The 21,560-nt window shown below is 41.5% G+C and carries 21 protein-coding genes and 1 pseudogene; 3 read left to right on the forward strand and 19 right to left on the reverse strand.

What is annotated here, in order from left to right; genetic code table 11:
• Positions 1–79: 79 nt before the first annotated feature.
• Together MKL51_RS15725 and MKL51_RS15730 are read right to left on the reverse strand one after the other, a co-directional pair.
• Positions 80–304 (reverse strand): annotated as a pseudogene (locus tag MKL51_RS15725) (transketolase family protein); the annotation flags it as partial.
• 24 nt (positions 305–328) lie between these two features.
• The gene (locus MKL51_RS15730; RefSeq protein WP_005802993.1) at positions 329–775 is read right to left on the reverse strand and encodes a hypothetical protein; all 447 of its coding nucleotides are present in this window, start codon (positions 773–775) and stop codon (positions 329–331) included.
• Between the two features lie 193 nt (positions 776–968).
• On the opposite strand from MKL51_RS15730, the gene MKL51_RS15735 reads away from it, so the two are divergent.
• Positions 969–2,114 (forward strand): aldose epimerase family protein, encoded by a 1,146-nt coding sequence (locus MKL51_RS15735; RefSeq protein WP_005802994.1) that lies wholly within the window; start codon positions 969–971, stop codon positions 2,112–2,114.
• Between the two features lie 67 nt (positions 2,115–2,181).
• Here MKL51_RS15735 and MKL51_RS15740 read toward each other — a convergent pair whose 3' ends face one another.
• On the reverse strand, positions 2,182–3,402 hold the full coding sequence (locus MKL51_RS15740; protein ID WP_017481354.1) for an MFS transporter: 1,221 nt from the start codon (positions 3,400–3,402) through the stop codon (positions 2,182–2,184).
• 106 nt (positions 3,403–3,508) lie between these two features.
• Between MKL51_RS15740 and MKL51_RS15745 the strand changes: the two genes are divergently transcribed.
• A complete protein-coding gene (locus MKL51_RS15745) occupies positions 3,509–4,297 on the forward strand; it encodes an AraC family transcriptional regulator (protein WP_005802997.1) in 789 nt (262 codons plus the stop codon).
• On the opposite strand, the gene MKL51_RS15750 is transcribed toward MKL51_RS15745, so the two are convergent.
• Both MKL51_RS15750 and def read right to left on the reverse strand, forming a co-directional pair.
• Positions 4,264–5,586, reverse strand: a complete 1,323-nt coding sequence (locus MKL51_RS15750) for a glutaminase (protein ID WP_002060167.1) — start codon at positions 5,584–5,586, stop codon at positions 4,264–4,266. The two genes, MKL51_RS15745 and MKL51_RS15750, sit on opposite strands and share 34 nt — an antisense overlap.
• A 178-nt stretch (positions 5,587–5,764) precedes the next feature.
• Positions 5,765–6,247, reverse strand: coding sequence for a peptide deformylase (gene def, locus MKL51_RS15755; protein ID WP_005802999.1), 483 nt, complete (start codon positions 6,245–6,247; stop codon positions 5,765–5,767).
• A 234-nt stretch (positions 6,248–6,481) separates the two neighbouring features.
• On the opposite strand from def, the gene MKL51_RS15760 reads away from it, so the two are divergent.
• Positions 6,482–7,780, forward strand: coding sequence for an MFS transporter (locus MKL51_RS15760; protein WP_005803000.1), 1,299 nt, complete (start codon positions 6,482–6,484; stop codon positions 7,778–7,780).
• A gap of 61 nt (positions 7,781–7,841) precedes the next feature.
• Here MKL51_RS15760 and MKL51_RS15765 read toward each other — a convergent pair whose 3' ends face one another.
• The 14 genes from MKL51_RS15765 to MKL51_RS15830 form a co-directional block, all read right to left on the reverse strand.
• The gene (locus MKL51_RS15765) at positions 7,842–9,038 is read right to left on the reverse strand and encodes a hypothetical protein (protein ID WP_005803004.1); all 1,197 of its coding nucleotides are present in this window, start codon (positions 9,036–9,038) and stop codon (positions 7,842–7,844) included.
• Positions 9,039–9,192: 154 nt separating this feature from the next.
• Entirely contained in the window at positions 9,193–10,833 is a 1,641-nt protein-coding gene (locus MKL51_RS15770; protein ID WP_016141928.1) for a thiamine pyrophosphate-binding protein, read from the reverse strand.
• Positions 10,834–10,871: 38 nt separating this feature from the next.
• Entirely contained in the window at positions 10,872–12,338 is a 1,467-nt protein-coding gene (locus tag MKL51_RS15775; protein ID WP_107908844.1) for an aldehyde dehydrogenase, read from the reverse strand.
• Between the two features lie 13 nt (positions 12,339–12,351).
• Positions 12,352–13,143 carry an aspartate dehydrogenase gene (locus MKL51_RS15780; RefSeq protein WP_005803009.1) on the reverse strand — a complete coding sequence of 264 codons (792 nt, stop codon included), beginning with the start codon at positions 13,141–13,143 and terminating at the stop codon, positions 12,352–12,354.
• Positions 13,144–13,158: 15 nt separating this feature from the next.
• Positions 13,159–13,953, reverse strand: coding sequence for an SDR family oxidoreductase (locus tag MKL51_RS15785; protein ID WP_005803011.1), 795 nt, complete (start codon positions 13,951–13,953; stop codon positions 13,159–13,161).
• 15 nt (positions 13,954–13,968) lie between these two features.
• Positions 13,969–14,793 carry an alpha/beta fold hydrolase gene (locus MKL51_RS15790; RefSeq protein ID WP_005803013.1) on the reverse strand — a complete coding sequence of 275 codons (825 nt, stop codon included), beginning with the start codon at positions 14,791–14,793 and terminating at the stop codon, positions 13,969–13,971.
• Positions 14,794–14,828: 35 nt separating this feature from the next.
• Positions 14,829–15,350 carry a cupin domain-containing protein gene (locus tag MKL51_RS15795; protein ID WP_002117566.1) on the reverse strand — a complete coding sequence of 174 codons (522 nt, stop codon included), beginning with the start codon at positions 15,348–15,350 and terminating at the stop codon, positions 14,829–14,831.
• Between the two features lie 23 nt (positions 15,351–15,373).
• On the reverse strand, positions 15,374–16,597 hold the full coding sequence (locus tag MKL51_RS15800) for an MFS transporter (RefSeq protein ID WP_005803015.1): 1,224 nt from the start codon (positions 16,595–16,597) through the stop codon (positions 15,374–15,376).
• A 42-nt stretch (positions 16,598–16,639) separates the two neighbouring features.
• Positions 16,640–17,851, reverse strand: coding sequence for an NAD(P)/FAD-dependent oxidoreductase (locus MKL51_RS15805; RefSeq protein WP_005803017.1), 1,212 nt, complete (start codon positions 17,849–17,851; stop codon positions 16,640–16,642).
• Between the two features lie 28 nt (positions 17,852–17,879).
• Positions 17,880–18,809, reverse strand: a complete 930-nt coding sequence (locus MKL51_RS15810; protein ID WP_005803019.1) for a VOC family protein — start codon at positions 18,807–18,809, stop codon at positions 17,880–17,882.
• 11 nt (positions 18,810–18,820) lie between these two features.
• A complete protein-coding gene (locus tag MKL51_RS15815) occupies positions 18,821–19,585 on the reverse strand; it encodes an SDR family oxidoreductase (RefSeq protein WP_017481352.1) in 765 nt (254 codons plus the stop codon).
• Complete coding sequence (locus MKL51_RS15820) at positions 19,578–20,645, reverse strand: aromatic ring-hydroxylating oxygenase subunit alpha (protein WP_005070727.1); 1,068 nt, start codon at positions 20,643–20,645, stop codon at positions 19,578–19,580. Before MKL51_RS15820 ends, MKL51_RS15815 begins: the two co-directional genes overlap by 8 nt.
• 16 nt (positions 20,646–20,661) lie before the next feature.
• The gene (locus tag MKL51_RS15825) at positions 20,662–20,961 is read right to left on the reverse strand and encodes a recombinase-like helix-turn-helix domain-containing protein (RefSeq protein ID WP_005070730.1); all 300 of its coding nucleotides are present in this window, start codon (positions 20,959–20,961) and stop codon (positions 20,662–20,664) included.
• Between the two features lie 27 nt (positions 20,962–20,988).
• Complete coding sequence (locus tag MKL51_RS15830) at positions 20,989–21,294, reverse strand: non-heme iron oxygenase ferredoxin subunit (protein WP_002117586.1); 306 nt, start codon at positions 21,292–21,294, stop codon at positions 20,989–20,991.
• Between the last annotated feature and the right edge of the window lie 266 nt (positions 21,295–21,560).

A 21,560-nucleotide genomic window follows, 5' to 3' on the forward strand; every position in this document is an offset into this window, starting at 1 on the left:
TCATATAAATAAACCTGATTAAAAAATAGGGCGTGAAGGAAATCCATCACGCCCTTTTCAATTTGAAAATTTAATCTTTTTACTTCAAATGTGCCTTAATCTTCTCTTTAACTGCTTCAGTTGAAATACCATAGCGATCATGCAAAGTGGGCAATGCCCCTGCATCTAAAAATGCATCTGGCAAACCAATCATGTCAAAACGAGGATGTTGCCCATTTCTTAGAAGTAGTGAGCCAACTGCTTCGCCTAACCCACCAATCACTGAATGATTTTTGGCCGTTAAAACAGGTCGGCCACCTGATGAGTTGGCGGATTGAGAAAGTAATTATTAAATGATTTGAATTTCCTCAACTCGTAAGTGATGCATCATCTCTCGAACAAATACAAAGTAGGTAAAAATATAAAGCTGATCTGGGGCTATTTGATTCGTGTAGTAACTTAAACGTTCAATAAAACCATTAAATCCATGCTCAAGCTCAGTACGGCTGATTTGCTTTTTAGCATTAAAAAATAACTGACTCAGTTGTGTCATGGCTGCATCAGACGTAACAGCTACACCACTTATCTTTAGATTTCTGAGTGGCTTTGACTCGATGATTTCTTCAATAAAATAAATCATCTTTTCAATCGCAAGCTCATCAATAACACCATTGCTAATACTTTTTGAATTAATAAAACCTAAGCCCTGCTCAAGGTGAAGGTGTTGGCTATCTAAATCAAACGAGAGACTATTTAGACCAAGCGAAAATTTTAAAACCGAGTCGGGATGAATCATAAAAATAGCTTACCGTTGAGTTTTACTCATAAGATTAATTTCTTTATAACCTTAAATTGTGCAAGTTTGTTCAATATTTAGAGTTAATGGCACTAAGCATCATTAACACTATCTATAATAAAAACCTCTTTAAAAAGATGAAAAATCAATCTTATATTCATCCAATCCTACGATTAAAAAATAGAGTATAAACATGAAAAAATTAGTAATTTTAGGTATTACGATTTATAGCTTTGCACAACTTACCAATGCAGCCACATTAAATGTAAAAGCATATGGTACGACTCAAGACGGTCAAAAAGTTGATTTATACACCATGAGCAATAACAAAGGAGTCTCGGTATCTTTTATTAGCTTCGGTGGTGTAATTACACAGATTTTGACTCCCGATGCACAAGGTAAACAAAATAATATTGTTTTGGGCTTTGATGATCTAAAAGGTTATGAAGTCACTGATACCAAGGAAGGCATTCATTTTGGCGGATTAATTGGTCGTTATGCGAACCGTATTGGTAATGCTAAATTTAACTTAGATGGAAAAACGTATAACCTTGAAAAAAATAATGGGCCGAATTCATTACATAGCGGTAATCCCGGTTTTGATAAACGTGTTTGGCAAGTTAAACCCCTCATTTCTAAAGGTGAAACTGTTAAAGCTTCTCTTAAGTTAACCAGTCCAAATGGTGATCAAGGTTTTCCCGGAAAATTAGATGTAGAAGTGATCTACAGTCTTTCAGATCAAAATGAATTCCAGATCGAATATAAAGCCAAAACTGATCAACCGACAGTCGTCAATCTCACCAACCACAGTTATTTCAACTTATCAGGCGCTGGCAATAATCCTTATGGTGTACTAGATCATGTGGTACAACTCAATGCAGACCGTATATTAGTAACCGATCAAAACTCTTTACCCACAGGTGAAATAGCTTCGGTTGCAGGTACACCTTTTGATTTTCGGACACCTAAAGCAATCGTAAAAGATATTCGAGCGAATAATCAGCAATTGGCCTATGGATATGGCTATGACCAAACTTGGGTAATTAATCAAAAGTCTCAAGGGAAACTCAATCTTGCAGCTATTGTGGTTGACCCAAAATCTAAACGAACCATGCAGGTTTTAACCACTGAACCAAGCGTTCAAATGTATACAGCCAATCATTTACTCGGAAATGTTACTGGTGCAAATGGCGTACTCTATCGACAAGCAGATGCGCTAGCATTAGAAACACAGCATTTTCCAGATAGCCCGAATCAATCAGCTTTCCCTTCTACACGTTTAAACCCAAATCAAACTTATAACAGTGTCACCGTATTTAAGTTTGGTGTTCAAAAATAGTCTTTCTAATGAGGCTATGTTCATATTAAAAAGACTCTCAGCTAAATATGGCTGAGAGTCTTTTCATTTATTTTACTTTTGTGTTGGGTAAAAATGCAGTTGCAAAACCAAATAATGGCAACAATGAACATAAACCAAATACCCATTCAATGCCGTTAATATCGGCTAAATGTCCTAACCCAGCTGCGGCAATACCACTTACCCCAAACATCAGACCAAACATTAAACCTGCAATCATACCCACACGGCCCGGAACAGCTTCTTGTGCGTAAACTACCATTGCAGCAAAAGCCGATGACAACACTAAACCTGCAATAATTGAGAAAACTGTTGTCCAAAATAGGTTTGCAAACGGCATCATTAATGCAAACGGTGCCATACCAACAAATGAAACCCAAATAACCGCTTTACGGCCAATTTTGTCACCAATTGGGCCACCTGCAAATGTACCTAAAGCAACGGCTGCCAAGAAGGCAAACAAATGCAATTGAGCTGTTTGAATACTGATATGGAACTTTTGAATTAAGTAAAAAGTAAAGTAGTTACTAATGCTGGCAATGTAGGTGAATTTGGCAAACATCAATACACTAATTGTGCTCAAAGCAATAATGAGCTTACGACCATGCAATTTAGTATGTGCTTGAGTTGCACGTGCAGCTACCTGATTTTTAGCATGGCTCACAGTCCAACGGCTTACCCCAAATAAAACCCAAATCGCCAAAAGTGCAAATATCACTAAGCCGGCAACTGCATGCTGTCCAAATGGGACAATGAGTAAAGCTGCTAATAATGGACCAATGGCAGTACCTGTGTTTCCGCCTACTTGGAAAGTCGACTGAGCTGTACCAAAGCGCCCACCCGATGCCATTCGTGCCACACGTGAAGCTTCTGGATGAAAGGTTGCAGACCCTACCCCAATCAGTGCAGATGCACATAACAACACAGCAAAACTTGGTGAAAATGCTAACAAGATAATGCCGCAGAATGTGACGACCATTCCGACTGGAAGTAGATATGGTTTTGGATGTTTATCGGTATAAAGTCCAATCCAAGGCTGTAGCAGTGAACCTGTAATTTGATATACAAACGAAATCAGGCCGACTTGAGCAAAACTCAGCGAAAAGTTTGCTTTTAGCATTGGATAGATGGCTGGTAGCACCGCCTGAATTAAATCATTCAGTAAATGTGCGACTGCCACGGCGCCTACAATTTTAATAATCATTCCTTGAGGCTGATCATTTGCAACGGTATTGGCAATACCATCTTTCAATTGTATTGAAGACGTCATACCTGAAAAACTCCAATATTTTTAAATGAGATGCTTATTGTAAATTGTCGCTTATAAAGTTATCTTCCAATAATCATCGTATAAGTGACAATTTTTAGGATAGTTTATGTCCGATTCTCTTATTCAGTCTGATTTATCTGAACTGGTGATTGGACTATCTTCTGAGCATTCTTACCGAGAAATCACCCCTACCCATACGCATACACGTGCGCAGTTTTTATATGCCTCTACTGGAACTATTCAGGTTTTTACGCCTAATCATGTGTGGATTGTGCCGCCCATGTGCGCGTTATGGATTCCAGCACATGTAGAGCACAGCGTGATTTCACTGAGTCACGTGAAGTTAAATACGGCATTGGTTGAAGTAAATGCAGCAGCTTTAATGGGACAACATTGTTTTATTATTCGGGTAAGCAATCTGTTGCATGAGCTTTTGATTCGTTTAAATGAAATTGAACGTGAGGAAACTCCAAATACAGCAACCTCTCAAGAGCTTTCCCGTTCTTTACAAATTTTGATTTTTGAAGAAATACATCGGGCCAATTTATTGCCTATTCAGATTCCGTGGCCGAAAGACAAAAGACTCTTAAAAATTTGCCAAGAGTTATTGCATACTCCTGACCATTCAAAAGATTTAACAGATTGGGCTGATGATATTGGTGCCAGTTCCAGAACCCTAATGCGTATGTTCCAAAAAGAAACTGGGCTGTCATATCGGGCATGGTTGCAACAAATGCATATTGCACTTGCCTTGAGTAAAATCGCGAATGGTGAATCTATTGCTCAAATTTCAGAATCACTGGGGTATACAAACCCCAGCGCGTTCAGTGCAATGTTTAAGCGACATCTAGGAAAAACACCTCAACAATTTAGAAGTGCCGCGATGTCGCTATAAGTCTTTTTTTTTGCAGGTAGGTCATGCTTTTCGAGCAAATCATCGAAATCATGATAGACATGCAGTTCTCGATCTTTACCAGTTCTGGCATGATCTAAGCGCTGTTCAGGGTCGACTAAAACAAGAGTATGGCCATCATCAATCAGACGATCTACGCCTTCTAAAAACATACGTTTACCCACATCGTGGATAAGTGAAATCTGGGTTAAATCAATAACGATCGTGCTTTGGTCAGTTGTCTCATCTTGTAAAATACGCAACAACATTTCAGCTTCGGTAAATTTCAATACACCCCGAAGCACATACACACTTAACGATGCATCTTTTCCTGTACGGTAATGACTTTGTACAATGGTCTGGGCAGAAGGTGTACCTTCCATGAGATGTAATCCCATGTCACGAGATAATCGTTCTAAAATATCGATACCTCGAACACTATGACCATGCTCATCTAGTCGAGGTGAAAAAGCAGCGATACTGACCTGCCCCGGTAGCACACCCAAAATACCGCCTGCTACACCACTTTTAGCAGGAATACCTACAGTTGAAAGCCAGTCACCCGCTGCATCGTACATACCACAGCTCATCATGACACTGAGGACTTGTCTAACTACAGATCGATTTAATAGGCGCTTTCCAGTTCTAGGATCGACCCCGCCATTAGCAAGTACACTGCCCATACGTACCAAGTCTTTAACTGTAACCATAATCGCACATTGACGAATGTAACCATTCACAATATCGACAGGATCAGTTTCCAAAATCCCCACCGTACGCAACATATAACCGATCGAAAGATTACGATAGGCTGTTTTGACTTCCGAATCATAAACAGACTCATCAAAACTTAATTCACGACCAGCAAGCTCGCTCATAAAACGGCGTAGAATTTCTGCGCTATGCAAACCATGTTTAACCTGAATCAAGGAATGTACAGTAATTGCGCCAGAGTTGATCATCGGGTTTTTGGGACGGCCATCTTTACCCAATGAAATTTCATTGAAGGCTTCACCAGAAGGCTCTACCCCTACTTTCGCAAGTACTGCATCAATGCCAAGCTGTTGTAAAACATAGGCATATACAAAAGGTTTAGAAATTGATTGTATGGTGAATTCAACATCATCATCGCCGACCGAATAAATTTCACCATCTACCGTAGACATTGCTAAAGCTAATCGATTTGGGTTTGCATTTGCCAACTCAGGAATATAATCGGCGAGATGACCGCTGTTATCGATGTCACAGGCTTCTATAACATTTGCCAAATAATCTGGGAGAGGGGTTTGCATGGTCAGTAACCTTAAATGAGGAGATTTACAACATCGCGTAAAATTTCAGCACAACCTGCTGATAATATTAAAATTATATCTTTTGTAATGATTTAAATATCACGCTATAAGTATTGTAATTCCGATGACTTATCCTTTTCAAGCTCATTATAGGTTTTTCAAAACTTTAAACTGAAGATTAGCTTATTCTTTCTACAAACAATATCCCATTTAAATGATCGACCTCATGTTGAACGATACGAGCAGGAAAACCATGAAAAATTGTTTCCACCGTCTCGCCCTGAAGTGTTAAGTATTTCACCTTAACCATTTCGGCACGTTCCACTTGTCCACGTTCGTCAGGCACACTTAAGCAGCCTTCTTCACCTAAACAAACTTCGTCTGAGAACTCTAAAATCTCAGGATTCACCATGACCACTGCTTCCATTTCAGGTGCATCTGGATAACGCAGGTTTGGTCGAGATGCCACAATAATGACGCGTTTAGAGATATAAACTTGCGGTGCAGCAATCCCTACCCCATTACGTTCGAGCATTGTCGCATGCATAGCGTCAGCAAGCTGATAAAGCCAATTACTGTTTAACTCATTTGCCGAGACGGGAGCCGCAATTAGTTTTAAAATATCTTCACCACGCTTCGCGACAGGTAAAACTACACTCATCCTTTGACTCTCTCATTAAACTGGCTATAACAAGTTTTATTGTGTCGCTGAACAAGCCAAAAGAAAAGCCATTCCTACATCTGTTTTTGTTTTATCTAAAGCGTTTTTTGTTTGAAAGCTTTTTGATCTGAGCAAGTCCAATCGGCATTGCCCTATAGAACAAATTTCCTCCATTTACTTTTACTTCACTTTTCCATTAATATCCAAACTTCAATTACAACAATTAAGTAAAAAATGGATCAGGAATTAACTTTGCAGGATGCGAACTATCTTAATAAAGAAGATAAACGAACCCTCGCCCTTTCTTCATTGGGTGGAGCTTTAGAGTTTTATGATTTTGTGATTTATGTGTTTTACGCCAAAATCATTTCCGACCTCTTTTTCCCCAGCACACTTAGTCCGTTTTGGGCCATGCTCAACACTTACGGCATTTTTGCAGCAGGTTACTTTTTTAGGCCCTTAGGTGGGGTTGTCATGGCCCATTTTGGTGATTTGGTCGGGCGTAAAAAATTATTTTCACTTTCTATTTTACTGATGGCGCTGCCTACCCTGTTTATCGGGATATTGCCTACCTTTGAAAATATCGGATATTTGGCACCCCTACTTTTATTGCTTATGCGTGTGGTGCAAGGTATTGCGATTGGGGGTGAAATTCCAGCCGCATGGACATTTGTGTCTGAACATGTACCTGAAAGAAAAATCGGACTGGCAAATGGTTTACTCACCGCTGGGCTGTCTTTAGGAATTTTATTGGGTGCATTGATGTCTTTATGGATTTCACTGAATTTTAGTGAAGGACAAATCCATGACTGGGCATGGCGTATTCCTTTCATTGCAGGTGGTATTTTTGGTCTGGTTGCACTTTATTTAAGAACGTATTTAAAAGAAACGCCTGTATTTAAAGCCATGCAGGCTCGTAAAGAAATTTCAAAAGAAATGCCTGTAAAACAAGTCTTAAAAACGCATAAAACAGCCGTTGCGATTGGCATGTTATTTACATGGTTTTTAACAGGTTGTGTGGTGGTGGTGATTTTAGCCATGCCAAATTTATTAACTGGTACGTTTGGTTTTGAGCGTACTCAAACCTTTGAAATGCAAAGTGCTGCGATTGTTATGCAAATGCTTGGCTGTATTTTGGCAGGCTATTTTGCTGACCGTTTTGGCTGTGGCAAAGTCATGATGGTCGGTGCGCTTGCTGTGGCACTTACAGCAGCAGTTTTTTATAACAGTTTGGGGCACGCGGCACACTCAACCATTTTTGGTTTATATATGCTGTTGGGTCTATGCTCTGGTACTGTCGGCATGGTGTCGAGCAGTATGGTCAAAATGTTCCCCGCGCCTGTGCGTTTCTCGGGCATTTCATTTTCTTATAATTTATCGTATGCAATTGTTGGTGGTATGACCCTGCCTTTAGTGCATTGGCTCAGTCAATATAGTGATATTGGTGCGATGTATTATATTTTCGCACTAACCATTTTGGCCTTTGTGACTGCCTTTGTGTTTTGGAATAAGTTCGAAAAAAACAGGTATTAAAAATTTTCACTTATTAAATAAAAAACCACGCCAATTGCGTGGTTTTTTATTGCTGCTTACTTTAGAAAGTAAACCCGATATTAAAGTTAATACGGTATAACCATTTGTCGCTGTTTGGCGAGGTAGTAGAGGTATATCCTGTTGAATTGGTCGAGCCACCAATGATGTTGGAGTTTTTACCCCACGTATAATCTGCCCAAACCATAAATGGTGAAGCAATAAACATCATCCCTGTAGTATTCATTTGCGAATCTGACCAATCATCACGTTTTTTATCGAGATAACTATAGTCATTATAAAACTTAATGGCTTTTAGCTTGCCCATATTGGTCACAGGCAACGTATAGGCAAGGTTTAAACTGGCTATCGTACCTTCCGAAGCAATGAAATAAGCAGGCGTAAGGCCATTCGCTCCCATCAAAGTCATATCACTATTTACACCATCCGGATTTTTAGCATCGTATTGATAGTGGATGACCGAGCTTTGTAAATTAAAGCGTTTGTAGTTGTTTTCAGTATGCAAACCGACTGCATAATATTTGCCGTCTTTATCGGTAATATCATTATGTAGCTGGGCGATTGCACCCGATACACCGAACTCTTGCTTACCGAAATCAGTTTCTAACTTGCGAACAATACGGGTATTCACCTGATTGCGCTTTTCATTTTGATAGGCTTTTTGAGATGGAAATGCATTTCCTGCCAAGTCATCATAAGTTGCACTTTCAGGGGAATAACGCAGGTTCGTCTCTAACATTTGAGGATAATAACCGAGTTTTACATCCCAATCTTTGTTGTGATAATTCCAGTTGATCCCCGGTGCAATGTTATTGCCATAACCTAAAAAGAATGGAATGTGATAGGTCCAGCCATTTTGCGGGTAAGGATAAATCGTAAAAGGCTTATAAACCAAACCTGCTTCAATGCTGTTATTGGCATCTAAGTTATAGCCAACATATGCTTTTTCAATGGACGTTTTCTGTTGGTCTTGAAACATATAGCTGGCATTGATATAGGCATCATCAAATTTACCTTTGAGATCAACCCTGAAAATATCAAAATGGAGCTTACCAAAACCACGGTTTGGCCCTTCCCAATCTTCATAGCGTTGATTTAACCGAACCACCCCACCTAACTTTAATGAGTCGGTGCCGTCATCACTTTTCCATTCAAGCAATGAGTCTTTTGCAAATGCATTGACGCTTACCCCCAGCGTAAGCGGTGCAATGAATGCCATGATCAATGAAGTCTTTTTCATCTCTACATCCTTGATTGAGTTCCAGCGTCCTGCTGGAACTTTATTTGTTTTACCTGTAAAACTTCGTTTTTATTGTTTTTTAGACAAAAAAATTTATCTAAAAAAGGATGGCTTAGCAGCTCCCATCGCATATGTACTAAACCATCCAAACTGGTTAATACAGTTTCTTTTGCGGTGGACCCGCGAAGTTTAATGGTCCAATCGAATTCATATCGAGCTCGATCACAGTTGGTCCTTCAAAAGCGACAGCCTCTTGAATAACCGTTTTAAACTCATCTGCACTACCCACTTTCCAGCTCTTCACACCCATTGATTCGCCAAGAAGTTTGTAATCAGGTGTATGCAATTCATTGAAATACTGACGACCACCAAAGTAGTTATTTTGAATGCCACGCATTACGCCATAACCACCATCATTCATAATCATTAAGACCATGTTGGTGTTTTCTTGCACCATAGTTGCAATTTCACCAATACCCAACATTAAGCCGCCATCGCCGACTAAACCAATTACTTTTTTATCAGGGTTAGCAACTGAAGCACCGATTGCTGTTGCAAGGCCTAAACCAATTGCACCCGCGAGTGAGTGGATGTTTTGGTTTGGTGCTTGTACAGGGAATAAACGACTGCCCCATGTACTACCCGACATGGTGATGTCACGTACAAAAATGCCGTCTTGAGGTAAAGCTGCGCGCAAGTGATCACAAATTAATGCGTACTGATCGATTTGTTTACGCAGTGCATCAATTGCAGCCTGTTTAGCAGCCACTACAGCAGCATCGTAATCGGCATCAACTTTTGAAGTTCCTTGAAGCTGCTCTAACACACGTGTTAAGACATCTTTGGCATCGCCACAAATGAAGTTGCGGATTTTGTAATTACGTTGCTGAGCCACTGGGTTGGCATCCACCTGAATAATGTTTTCAGGGAATTCAACCGAATAAGTTTTAGTTTCATTACTACGTAAACGAGAACCCACCACAACCATTAAGTCAGCATCTTTTAATAACTGCTCAACACCTGCTGAGTTATGGAAAGCACCCAAACTACGTGGATGATCATCTGCCAACACCCCACGGCCATGTGTAGATGAAACAACCGGAATACCTAAATCTGCAATTGCTTTAACTTCGGCAACGCTATTTAAAGTTCCACCGCCAATCCAGAAAATCGGACGTTTTGCTTTTTTGATTTCGCTTACAAGAAGATCAATTTCTGCTTGCTCTGCCTGTGGTAACTCAAGTGCTTTGACTGGCCCTAAGTTAAGTGGCAAATCAATTTCTGCTGCCTGCACATCAATCGGCAGCTCAACACTAACCGGACCCATTGGAACTGTGGTTGCTACACGGATGGCTTCACGAATCACACCAACAGCATTGTCTGGGCTGGTAATACGGAACGCCGCTTTGCTTGATGCGCGCAAGAATGTAAGTTGGTCTTTAGTTTCATGGATGAAACTTGCATCACGGTCGAGATATTCACGCTCAACTTGACCTGTTAAATGCAATACAGGGCTACCCGCATTCATTGCTTCAATCAGTGAACCCACTGCATTACCTGCACCAGCACCCGTACTTGTTAACGCTACCCCTAGGCCTTTAAAGCGTGAGTGTGCATCTGCCATGGTGACCGCACCCGCTTCACCACGGGCTGCGACAAAGCGCATTTTTTCACGGCGCCCTACCGCATCGGCAATAGGTAAATTGTGGATGGAAATAACACCATAAATACTATCAACTTGGTGCGCTTCTAAAACTCTTGCGATTGCTTCGCCTACATTTACACGTTCAGTCATGTCTATTCCTCAAAATTTGTTTTCAGTCCTTGAATTTATTAATCGCACCAAGGGTTAGGCTGTTCATTCAGCCCCATATAAATACTCTTTTGTTGCATGTACGATAAAATGCCCAAACGGCCTTTTTCGCGTCCGATTCCACTGTCTTTAAAGCCACCAAACGGCGCACTAATCGAGAATTTTTTGTAGGTATTAATCCATACCGTTCCCACTTCTAAGGCACGTGCAATACGCCAAGCTTTGCGATAGCTTTCAGTCCAGATACCTGCAGCAAGGCCAAAACAACTGTCATTGGCTTGGGCAATTAAATCTTGCTCGTTGTCATATTTCATAACGACTAAAACAGGGCCAAAAATTTCTTCCTGACAGGTTTGAGCACTGTTATTTAAGCCCGTGATAATGGTGGGTAAGTAATAGCTTCCTTTGGCATAGTCACCAGCCGTAAGCGCTTCACCACCAATTAGAACCTGACCACCTTCGCTTTTAGCAAGCTGCACATAACGGTCAACTGACTGCAAATGTTTGTCATTGACCAGTGGACCTAAATGCACACCAGCTTGTTCTGGATGGCCCACACGTAAGCCTTTGGTAATTTCAACCAAACGCGTTAAAAACTGATCGTAAAGACTACTATGAATAAACAAGCGAGAACCTGCGATACACGCTTGGCCTGCCGAGCTAAAAATTCCGTACGCCACACCTTTAGCTGCCAGTTCGACATCTGCATCCGGCAGAACGATGGTTGGTGACTTACCACCTAACTCAAGCGAAGTAGTAATCAGTTTGTCAGCGGCAATGTGTGCCAAATGACGCCCCGTGGTTGTTCCACCTGTAAAAGAAATTTTACGAACCAATGGGTGCTGAGCAATTGCATCACCAATCACAGAACCGCGCCCAACTAGCACGCTGAGTAAGCCTTTTGGTAAACCTGCTTCTTCAAAAATTTTGGCAAGCTCTAAAGCAATCAGTGAAGTCGCTTCAGCTGGTTTTAACACCACGGCATTTCCTGCTGCCAAAGCTGGAGCAAGCTTTTGAACTTCACTTGCAATTGGAGAGTTCCAAGGGGTAATGGCTGCTACAACGCCCACAGGTTCATGCAAGCTCATGGTCATAAAGTCTGGAGCACGTTGAGTGGTGAGCTCATCGTTCAATGTTTCACATGCCGCAGCAACATAACGTGCAGTTGCCGCCGCGCTCATCACCAAGCCACGAGTTTCGGTTAAAGGCTTACCATTATCACGTGTTTGTAATTTTGCTAACTCATCTACACGCGCTTCAATAATGTCTGCAACTTTGTAGAGAATACGTGCGCGCTCATGCGGCAAACTGTTTCTCCAGCTCGGTTGACGCCAAGCCTGATCCGCTTTTTCAATTGCTTCATTTACATCTTCAAGCGTTGCTGTTGAAAGCTCAGCGTTTACCGACTGATCTGCCGGAAACAGGCTTTGAATGACTGCACCACGGCCTAATCGCCATTCACCTGCAATATAAATTTCCTTTGCCATGATCAAATCCTTCTTAAATCTGTATTGCTTCTACACTGTTGCGACAAGCACGAATCACGCTAAGCGCAGCCAAAGTTGATGTTTTTGGGTTACTTGGTAACGGCACGCCAACCAGTTCAATGGTCATTTGCCCAAAACCACCTTCTGCCACAATGGTGTGTTTGTTTTTGTTGATGGTTGGATCAACAGTTAACTCAACCATGGTTTCATCCATTCCAAGCCCTGCAAGTGCAATGGTTGCTGCAACGTTGGCATTCGCTGGAAATTTGGTCGCAGCTTCACGGGCAGTTCCTGTAAAAAAGACTGTAGCTTCAACAACATGGTCTAGATCGACCAATTGCTCTGCATAACTGCCCTTCCAGCTTTTTGGACTTTTGCAGCCTTTGTAAGTGACTTTTTGCAAACCACCTTCTTTGGCCGCAGAAATACCATCAATGCCTGCAATTGCCCCTGCAAGTAAATGCAGATGTGCATCATTTTTTTCGGCAGTTTGTTTAAGCTGAATCAGAAACTCACTATCAGCCAAAGTACCCACCGAGATCAGACCTATAGTCCAGCCTTTCGCCAAAACTTTTTGAGCATGCTCTTTCACTGCTGCTTGACCTGCCACTTCAATGACATAGTCTGGCGTACCATCACATTGCTCAATATCTGAAATCACCTGAATCTCTGAAGAAACTTGTGATTGCACTTTTTCAATACTGCGAGATGGCACAACAATCCATTTGAGTTGCAGATCTTGGGGCAAATGGGCATACACTTCTGCTGCCATTGCGCCGAAACCAATCATCATCAACTTTTTCATGACAGCACCTGATATTTATAAATGTTTGTTAAAACCACCCGAGACATCTATTGCCGAACCTGTGGTGTAAGATGCCAATGGTGATGCCAAGAAAACTAAAGCACGTGCAGGCTCTTCTGGACGGCCTAAACGCTGCATTGGAATACCGCGGTTTTTTGCGATATTGCCGGTCCATTCTTCCCATGACAGATTTAAATCTGAACGGGTTTCATAACGGCGTTTCCACTGTGCAGATTCGACCATTCCGAGTAAAATCGAGTTCACGCGAACGCCATATTGAGTAAACTCATGTGCCAACGAATGGGTTAAATTCAACAGCGCAGCACGTGCAGATGAAGTTGCAATCATGTGCGGTTCAGGTTGCAATGCCAGTAACGAGTTCACATTGGTAATAGAGGCATTTGCCGATTGTTTTAAGTCGTCGAGAAAAGCCCGTACCGGATGTAAAACACTGAAATATTTCAGCTCAATTTCTTTCATCCAGTCTTCATCTTGTGTGTTTTCAAAATTTGAAACACGACCTTGCCCAGCATTGTTAATGAGCATGTCCACATTGCCCAAATTGAGTTTGACGTCTTTGGCAAATTGCTGAACTTCTTCTTTTTTCAATACATTGCATGCTTTAGTAAAAATATTGGCATGCGGATATTTTTCTAAAATATAGTGCTTTGAAGCATTTAAACGTTCTTCATCGCGACCACACCAAGCAACTTTTGCACCCTCTGCAACCAGTATTTCAACAGCAGCCAGCCCAATCCCAGATGAGCCACCGGTAACAACTGCAACTTTTCCTTCAACTTGGAAGCTCATAATCCTTAATCTCTCTTACGATTGTTCCTGAATCGTCAACATAATTTGGTTAAATGCTTGCGGTTGGTCGACATAACTTAAATGTCCTGCATCTTCTATGACGAAGCGCTGTTCCAACTGCAATTCCTGAGCAAGCTCTTGTATACCTAACGCAGGAGTGATTTGATCTTGCTGCCCTGCAATGACTGTGCATGGGACTTTTAAATGGGTTAAGTAATTACGTATTTCGTCATATGCCAGTAAGTACGATGCATGGGTGAAACCTTTTAGAGTCAACTGCTGCATCACCTCTGAAACTAAAGCTAAGGCTTGTGGCTCTTGTTTATAAATCAAATGAGGTCCACGGCTTTCAGCCATTCCTTTAGCACCGAGTTCTTTCAACATTTTTGGTCTTTTTTCAAAAACCTGAATTTGTGTTTGTTCATCGTGGCGTTGATAGCCTTGTGCCAAGTTAGCAACAACTAAATGTTCCACTCGCTCTGGGTAAAGTGCAGCAAATGCACTGGCCTGTAAGGCACCTAATGAGTGTCCGACCACAATTGCTTTTTCAATTTTTAAAACATCTAACAATGCTGCCAAACGCTTTGCGTAGTCAGTAGCATTGGGCTGATCAGTTAAAAGTTCATCTGATTTGCCATAGCCCGGTGCGTCCCAGGCAATGACATGAAAATGATGAGACAGCACTTCAAGTTGGTTTACCCATGAAGCAGAACCTGAACTAATGCCATGCAACAGCACAAGGTACTCACCCTGACCGGCTTCCCGATAGGCTTGCTGTTGGCCTTGAACAGTAACGGTTTTCACCGGAAATTCTGCTAACTTTTCAATGAGTGTCATCATTTTCAATTCTTTCCTTCATTCACTTCATCAAACAATTAACGTTTGATTTGAGACAATGGATGCTCTGGTGGATAGTTCGGAATGGTTGGTTTACCTGTTCCTAACATCACACACATCAAGGCATCTTCTTGACCTGGGTTAAACAGACCACGGTAAATTCCCGGTGGAATTGAAATCAGATCACGCTCTTTTAAACGGGTTTCAAATTTTTCGCCGTTGTGCTCAATGAACAAATCAATTTCGCCGCGAAGCATAAAGAAAACTTCTTCAACATCGTGGTGAATGTGCAAAGGACCTTCACACTGTGGTGGTAGAACCATGGTTGAAAACGTGAAGTTTTCTGCTGGAACGGTGTTACCGTCATTTGCAACACCTGTTGCACCCGTACCCATGTAACGCATTTGTGCACGGCGATATTTCGGGTCGTAATCTGCTTGGAACTTCAAAGCATCGAAATCGTATTTACGTGTCTCAAAGCGAGCAATACGTGTGTTTAACCAATCTTCTAAAGAAGCACCCTCTGGTTGTGCCCACGATTCGAATTGTTGTGTAGTCATTTTTTAAACTCCTATACAGTGAATTAATAACGTTTTAAAAGAGGAACCAAGAACAACGACCCAATGACAGCGACAGCAGCCAAGAAGGTAATTCCTAAATTAAAACTGTGTGTTTGCATCACGATGTAACCGATAAGAACAGGCGCAATTGCACTTGCAAAATTACCTAAACCGTTAAATATTCCACCCGCAGTCGCCCCTACATTTGAGGTCGTGACTCTTGCAAGCAGAGCAAATACAGCTGCTACTCCAAAACCCCATGCCATAGCACTTAAAGACATGGCAGCAATAATCAATAATGGCTCAGTCATAATGACCATCACATACATGAAGATGCCCGCGAGTAATAAACCGCTAAATACTTGAATTGCGCGGCGGCCTAACTTGTCAGATAAAAACGCACCGATAATTTCGCCAATTAACATGGCAATGAATGGAAAGCTTGAATACATCCCAAACTCTTTGAGATTGAATCCTTTGTCTTGCATTAGGTAAGAAGGAACCCAGCTGTTTAAGCCCCACAAATACGTCATCAACGCAATGTTAAAGAGACAAACCAACCAGAATGCGCTGTTGCTGAGCAGCAATTTAGTATTGGCAATGTGACCTTTGAAATTAGTGCGTTTACTCTCGCCCTCAATTTCGACAGTTTTCTTGAGCTGCAAGTTACGCAGACCAAAAACAATGCTAAAAATCGCAATCAGGGTTAGCGCAGCCATCACAAAAAAAGTGGTATGCCAGTCGTGGTGAGCTAAAACATTTGCAGTGATCGGGAACCCAAGGAATGCACCAATCGGTGTTCCAAGTAAGAACATGGTAGAAGCACGTGCCTGCTGACGGTCCGTATAAGTCTGCTTAACAATGGTGTATGCCAAGGCAAATAACGGGCCTTCTGCTAAACCAAGCAGTACACGTAAAACCAACATGCCTGAATAACTGGTGGTGAACCCCATACAGAACATGAGTACGCCCCACGACGTTACGCTCCAGAACAGCATTTTCTTTGGGTTAAAGATGTCACCCAAAAAGCTTAGAAAGACTGATGAAAAACCATAAGCAAGTAAGAAACTTGTCATGAGCCATCCGAGCTTGGCCTTATCTTCAGCAATTCCCATTGCACTTTGAAAATGAGGATCTGAAAATAAAACCGCAATACTAATCTTGTCGAAAAACGCCAGTACCACACACACCATAAGGACAAAAGCAGGTACCCAATGCTTCAATCCACTTTTTTCTTCATTACTCATGTGTCATTCCTTCGATTTGGTAATGAGAACCAGATTTAATGTTTACGGTTTTAACTTCATGACATTAAATTCAGCATCTGCTAATAGTTTTGGATCTAAAACGGTGTTGGCTTGCATCCAACGTTTTGCCAGTTTGATCAGTTTAGAATCATTAATGGCAATCATATTGAGCAAACGATTTTCATGGTCCAGATATAAATAGCTCACCTGATCTTCCCCACCTTGGCGAATGACTACTTCCTTAGTTTTTTCAGGTTGATACGTACCTAAAATCTGGATATTAAAGTGATATTGATCTGACCAAAGCCATGGAATATCGCTATATTCGGTTTCAATGCCGAGCATTGACTTCGCAGCTGCAATCGCCTGATTTTGTGCATTTGCCCATGACTGAATGCAATAACCCAAGCCCGGATGAATCGCAACATCACCTGCGGCATAAATGTTTTGATCTGAAGTTTGCCCAAAACAATTCACTACAATGCCATCTTTCACATCGAGACCAGCATGTACACCTAACTCTTTGGCAATCTCAGCGCCTGCACCTACTACGACACAGTCAAATAACTGGCTATTTTGTGGGTGATTCACCACTTCAACTTTTTGATTTGGCGCTTCAACTAAATGAAGACTCTTGCTGTCTAAATGAATTTTTGTACCTTGAGTTTCATGCATATTTTTTAAAAATGCAGAAACTTCCGGACTCACGCTTCTTGCACATAAACGATCGCCATATTCAAATATATGAACATCTTTACCTTGCTTACGTGCAGTTGCAGCAATTTCTAAACCAATCCAGCCACCGCCAATCACAGCGACATTTTTTGCATTCTTTAAAATTTCAGCCAAACGTTCACAGTCATGCACATTGCGTAAAGTCACAACATTTGGAATGAACTGCCATGTATTGACGGGTACACGCGCACGGCTTCCAGTTGCAATCAGCAATTTGTCATACGGCAAAACCTGACCACTTTCTAAATGAACCTGTTTTTGCTCACGATCGACTTTTGTCGCAATTTCCGGTTTATGCCATTGAACGTTGAACTCTTGAACCTGTTCAGGAGAGAACAGATTCAAACTTTCATACGTTGCTTCTTTTGAAAGTACTTGCTTAGACAATGGCGGACGTTCATAAAACACTTGATCTTCATTTGAAACCACGTGAATTTCACCCACATACCCATTTTGACGCAAGGTACTTACTGCCCAACCCGCTGCCTGTCCGGCACCTACAATTACGATCTTTTCCATAGCCATCTTCCTTGTAAAGCAATACCTGTTAAACAGGCTTCACCTGACGGCGGGTTGTGTCATCAAGACCACCCTCAATCGCCCATTCAGTGAAAAGCTCTAGACGATGTTCTTCTACACGTGGTTGCCATTCTTCTGTCAAATAATCATCGTTGGTGTAGTATTCAAATGCACCACCTAATGGTGAGTTGACGTACCAGAAATAAGCAGAAGAAATTGGATGACGTCCTGGTCCAATAAAGGTTGACCACTCCGAACGATTCATATTTAAACCGCCCCCAATCACCTCATGGATATCACGTACTACAAACGCAACGTGATTTAAGCCAGCAGGTTTATTTGGAACACTGAGCAAGAATAAATCATGGTGATAACCTTCACCGCGGCAACGTAAGAATGCACCGCGATTTTTGTAAGCATCAGATAAATGGAAACCTACTTTTTCAATATAGAAGTTTTCAGTTGTTGCCAAATCCGGTGTGAAGAACACCACATGTCCAATCGCAACAGGTTGACCTTTTTCATAGACAGGACTTGCTGCATTCACACGTTGAATGTTGCCGTATTGGTTAATACCTTCCGTTTTAAGTTCAGGTACTTCTTTAACAAAACTTTGTTCAAAACGAATGGTCATGCCATTTGGGTCAATACACTCAACTGTATTTTCAGTACGTTTAAAACCTTCTACATCGGCCAAACGAGCTGCCAAGTCATCAAGGTCTTGAGCACTATCAACGCCCCAAGTCACTTCACGTAAAGTTGAACCTTGTTCAATAGCAGTCGGCAAACGCTCATCATCACAATTAAATAGATAAATCTTGCTACCATTTTGGGTTTGGTAAAGATCAGTGCCTTCAATATCCGAAGTACTTTTGCTTAAACCAAAATCTGCCAAAAACTTGTTTGAAGCGGCTCTATCTTCAACTCCAAACTTTAAAATCTCGATCCCTGTAATCATTTGACTACTCCTTAGTTAAAGACAAAACCGCCATTGACCGGAATATTTTGACCTGTCACAAAAGAGGACAAATCCGACAGTAGATACAATGCTGTTCCATTTAAATCTTGTGGAAGTTGCTGACGTTGAATCGCTCTTCCGTTGACATATAAATCGTGACGTTCTTGAGGCACATACTCGGTTGCTTCAACCAGAGTAAGGCCCGATGACAATGTGTTGACACAGATATTAGATTGTCCCAACTCTCTTGCCATTGAACGCGTCATGGCAACAATTGCACCTTTACTAGCAACATAAGCCATCAGGTTCGGTGCGCCCCAAAGTGCTGTATCGGAAGCAACATTAATGATCTTGCCTGCAGCCGATTGCTTTAAATGGGGAACGCATGTCTTACTGATGAGCCATGTGCCTTTCACATTAATATTCATGACCCGATCCCAAAGTTCAGGATCATAATCAATCATATTTTTTCCACCGACATTGGTTGCCAGTGCCGCACAGTTCACAAGGCCATCTAGTCCTTGTAATACTTCCACACTTTTTGCAACCGCATTTTCAATAGAGTCTGCATTGGCAAGGTCAACGGTGACAGCATGAACGTTTAGCCCTTGTTGCTGTAACGCCTGTGCTTCTTGTTGCACCAAGTCAGACAAAATATCTGCCATCACAACTTCAGCACCTGCCTCGGCAATCGCTTGAGCGAAATCTCTACCTAAACCACGCGCAGCACCAGTCACTAAAACTTTTTTGCCTTGCAACAACGCTACATTAGCCATGAGCTTCTTCCTGCATCTCGATACGGTTTGATGCATTTAGTGCAGCAATTTTCTTTAATTGCTTCTCAGCTTCTTTTTTCATTAAACGGCGTAAACGTGCAAGACCAACATCGTGTTGATAGAGAAACTCTTTTTCACGCGCATTTGGCGCAAGATTTTCTAAAATAATTCGGTCTTGTTCCAATACATCCCAATGCAATTGTTCTAAGTGATTGCGATATAAGAAACGCCATACATTACGTTGCCAACCACTCACCTTACGGCAGCGCCAGAAAAATACGCGAGTATTGTTGGCATCAATTGGCGTTGCATAACCCACAATCCAGAATTCACCACCTGGGCCAAATTGTTTACGGTATGGAATTGAAAGACGTAACCAGCTTGCACCTGTTGAACCATATTCAACCCAGTCAAAGTTCACACCTGTTTGACCTTCTTTTTCAAAAACAAAGCCATTATCGGTCGTGCGGTGCTTCATCTCTGCAGTACGTTCACCATCTGCCATCGAGTGCGATGTCGCATGTAAATAGGTCCCGTGCATTGGGTCCATCACATTATCAATCGCGTATTGATGGTTTACTTTCCAGTCTGCTTGGCAAAGGAACGCACTCCACTCTTCACTTGCAAGTTGCTCTGGGAACTCAAGCGGTGCTGGTTGTTCATTTGCATCAATACCAAACCAGATAAAGATTGCGCCATGTTGCTCAATGACAGGATAGTTCTTTAAACATTTAGTGCCGGTCATTGGACATTCATGAACCGCTGGCACATCAGCAACTACACCATCAGCACGAACTTCAACACCGTGATACCAGCAAGCAACTCGGTCACCCAAGTTCCAACCTAGGGAAAGACGAGCACCGCGGTGTGGACAGCGATCTTCAAGTGCATGAACCTGACCTTCGGCATCACGCCAAACCACGATATTTTCGCCTAAACGGGTAATACCGACTGGATTAGCAGCGACTTCCCAACTTGCCAAAACCGGATGCCATTGGTCACGTAAACCAAGTTCTAAATATTCTTCAGCGCTTTGTGAAGTTGATACGATTGCGTTCATTTTATTCTTCCCTGAATCAATAACCTAAACGTTGCATTTCTTCTGTAAAGCTTGCAGAAGTCCATTCATCACCAGATTCACAGCGGAAACCCTGTTGATTAAGTGCAGAAACAACGTCATCTAACTCTGTTGCGCCCGCAGAAAATGCCTGAATCAAGTTTTTTACAAAATCCTGTTCATAGAGAGTTGGCTCTTTATAACGTGTCTGCCAAACCAACAATTCAGATTGACCTGGAATTTGAATATTGTTGATACCTGCTTCGGTTGCCGGCGTTGCATGAATCCAGCTTGCCAACTTTTCATTAAATGTCTTCATTGTTCTGCTTCCTTGTACATGTGAGGACTAGAGTTGAATTTGAATATCCTGTCCTTCAACACGAACTGGGTACGTACATAGGTTTCTACACCCTGGCCCACTTTTTAGCTCACCTGTTTGAATGTCAAAAATTGCTTCGTGCAATGGACATTCAACAGTCTGATCTTCGATAAATCCTTCGGTTAATAAGGCATACGCATGAGGGCAAACATTTTCGATAGCAAAGTAATTTTCATCGACGAAAAATACGCCTATTTTTTTCCCTTCAATTTCGATGGCTTTCGGCTCATCTTCGCTAACGTCACCCTGCTGACAAACTGAGATCCAACTCATACCTTGCGTCCTCATTTTGTTTTATATACAAAACATAATTTGATTTTCAAAACACAAGCTAAGCATAATCCCCTTGATCATTTTTTGTCAAAGTAAAAATAATTATAAAATTCATTAGTTTACTAATTTTTAAATATTTTGTTACGTTTCAAGAAGGAAACAAAGTTTTAAATATAAAAATTGTTTTATGCATTTTTAACAATTACAATAGTTATAAAATAAAGCAGCATGCCCCAAATTGAATCATGTTTTATTTATAGGAAAAT

This window comes from Acinetobacter sp. AOR18_HL, assembly GCF_027855145.1.
GTDB lineage: Bacteria > Pseudomonadota > Gammaproteobacteria > Pseudomonadales > Moraxellaceae > Acinetobacter > Acinetobacter pittii.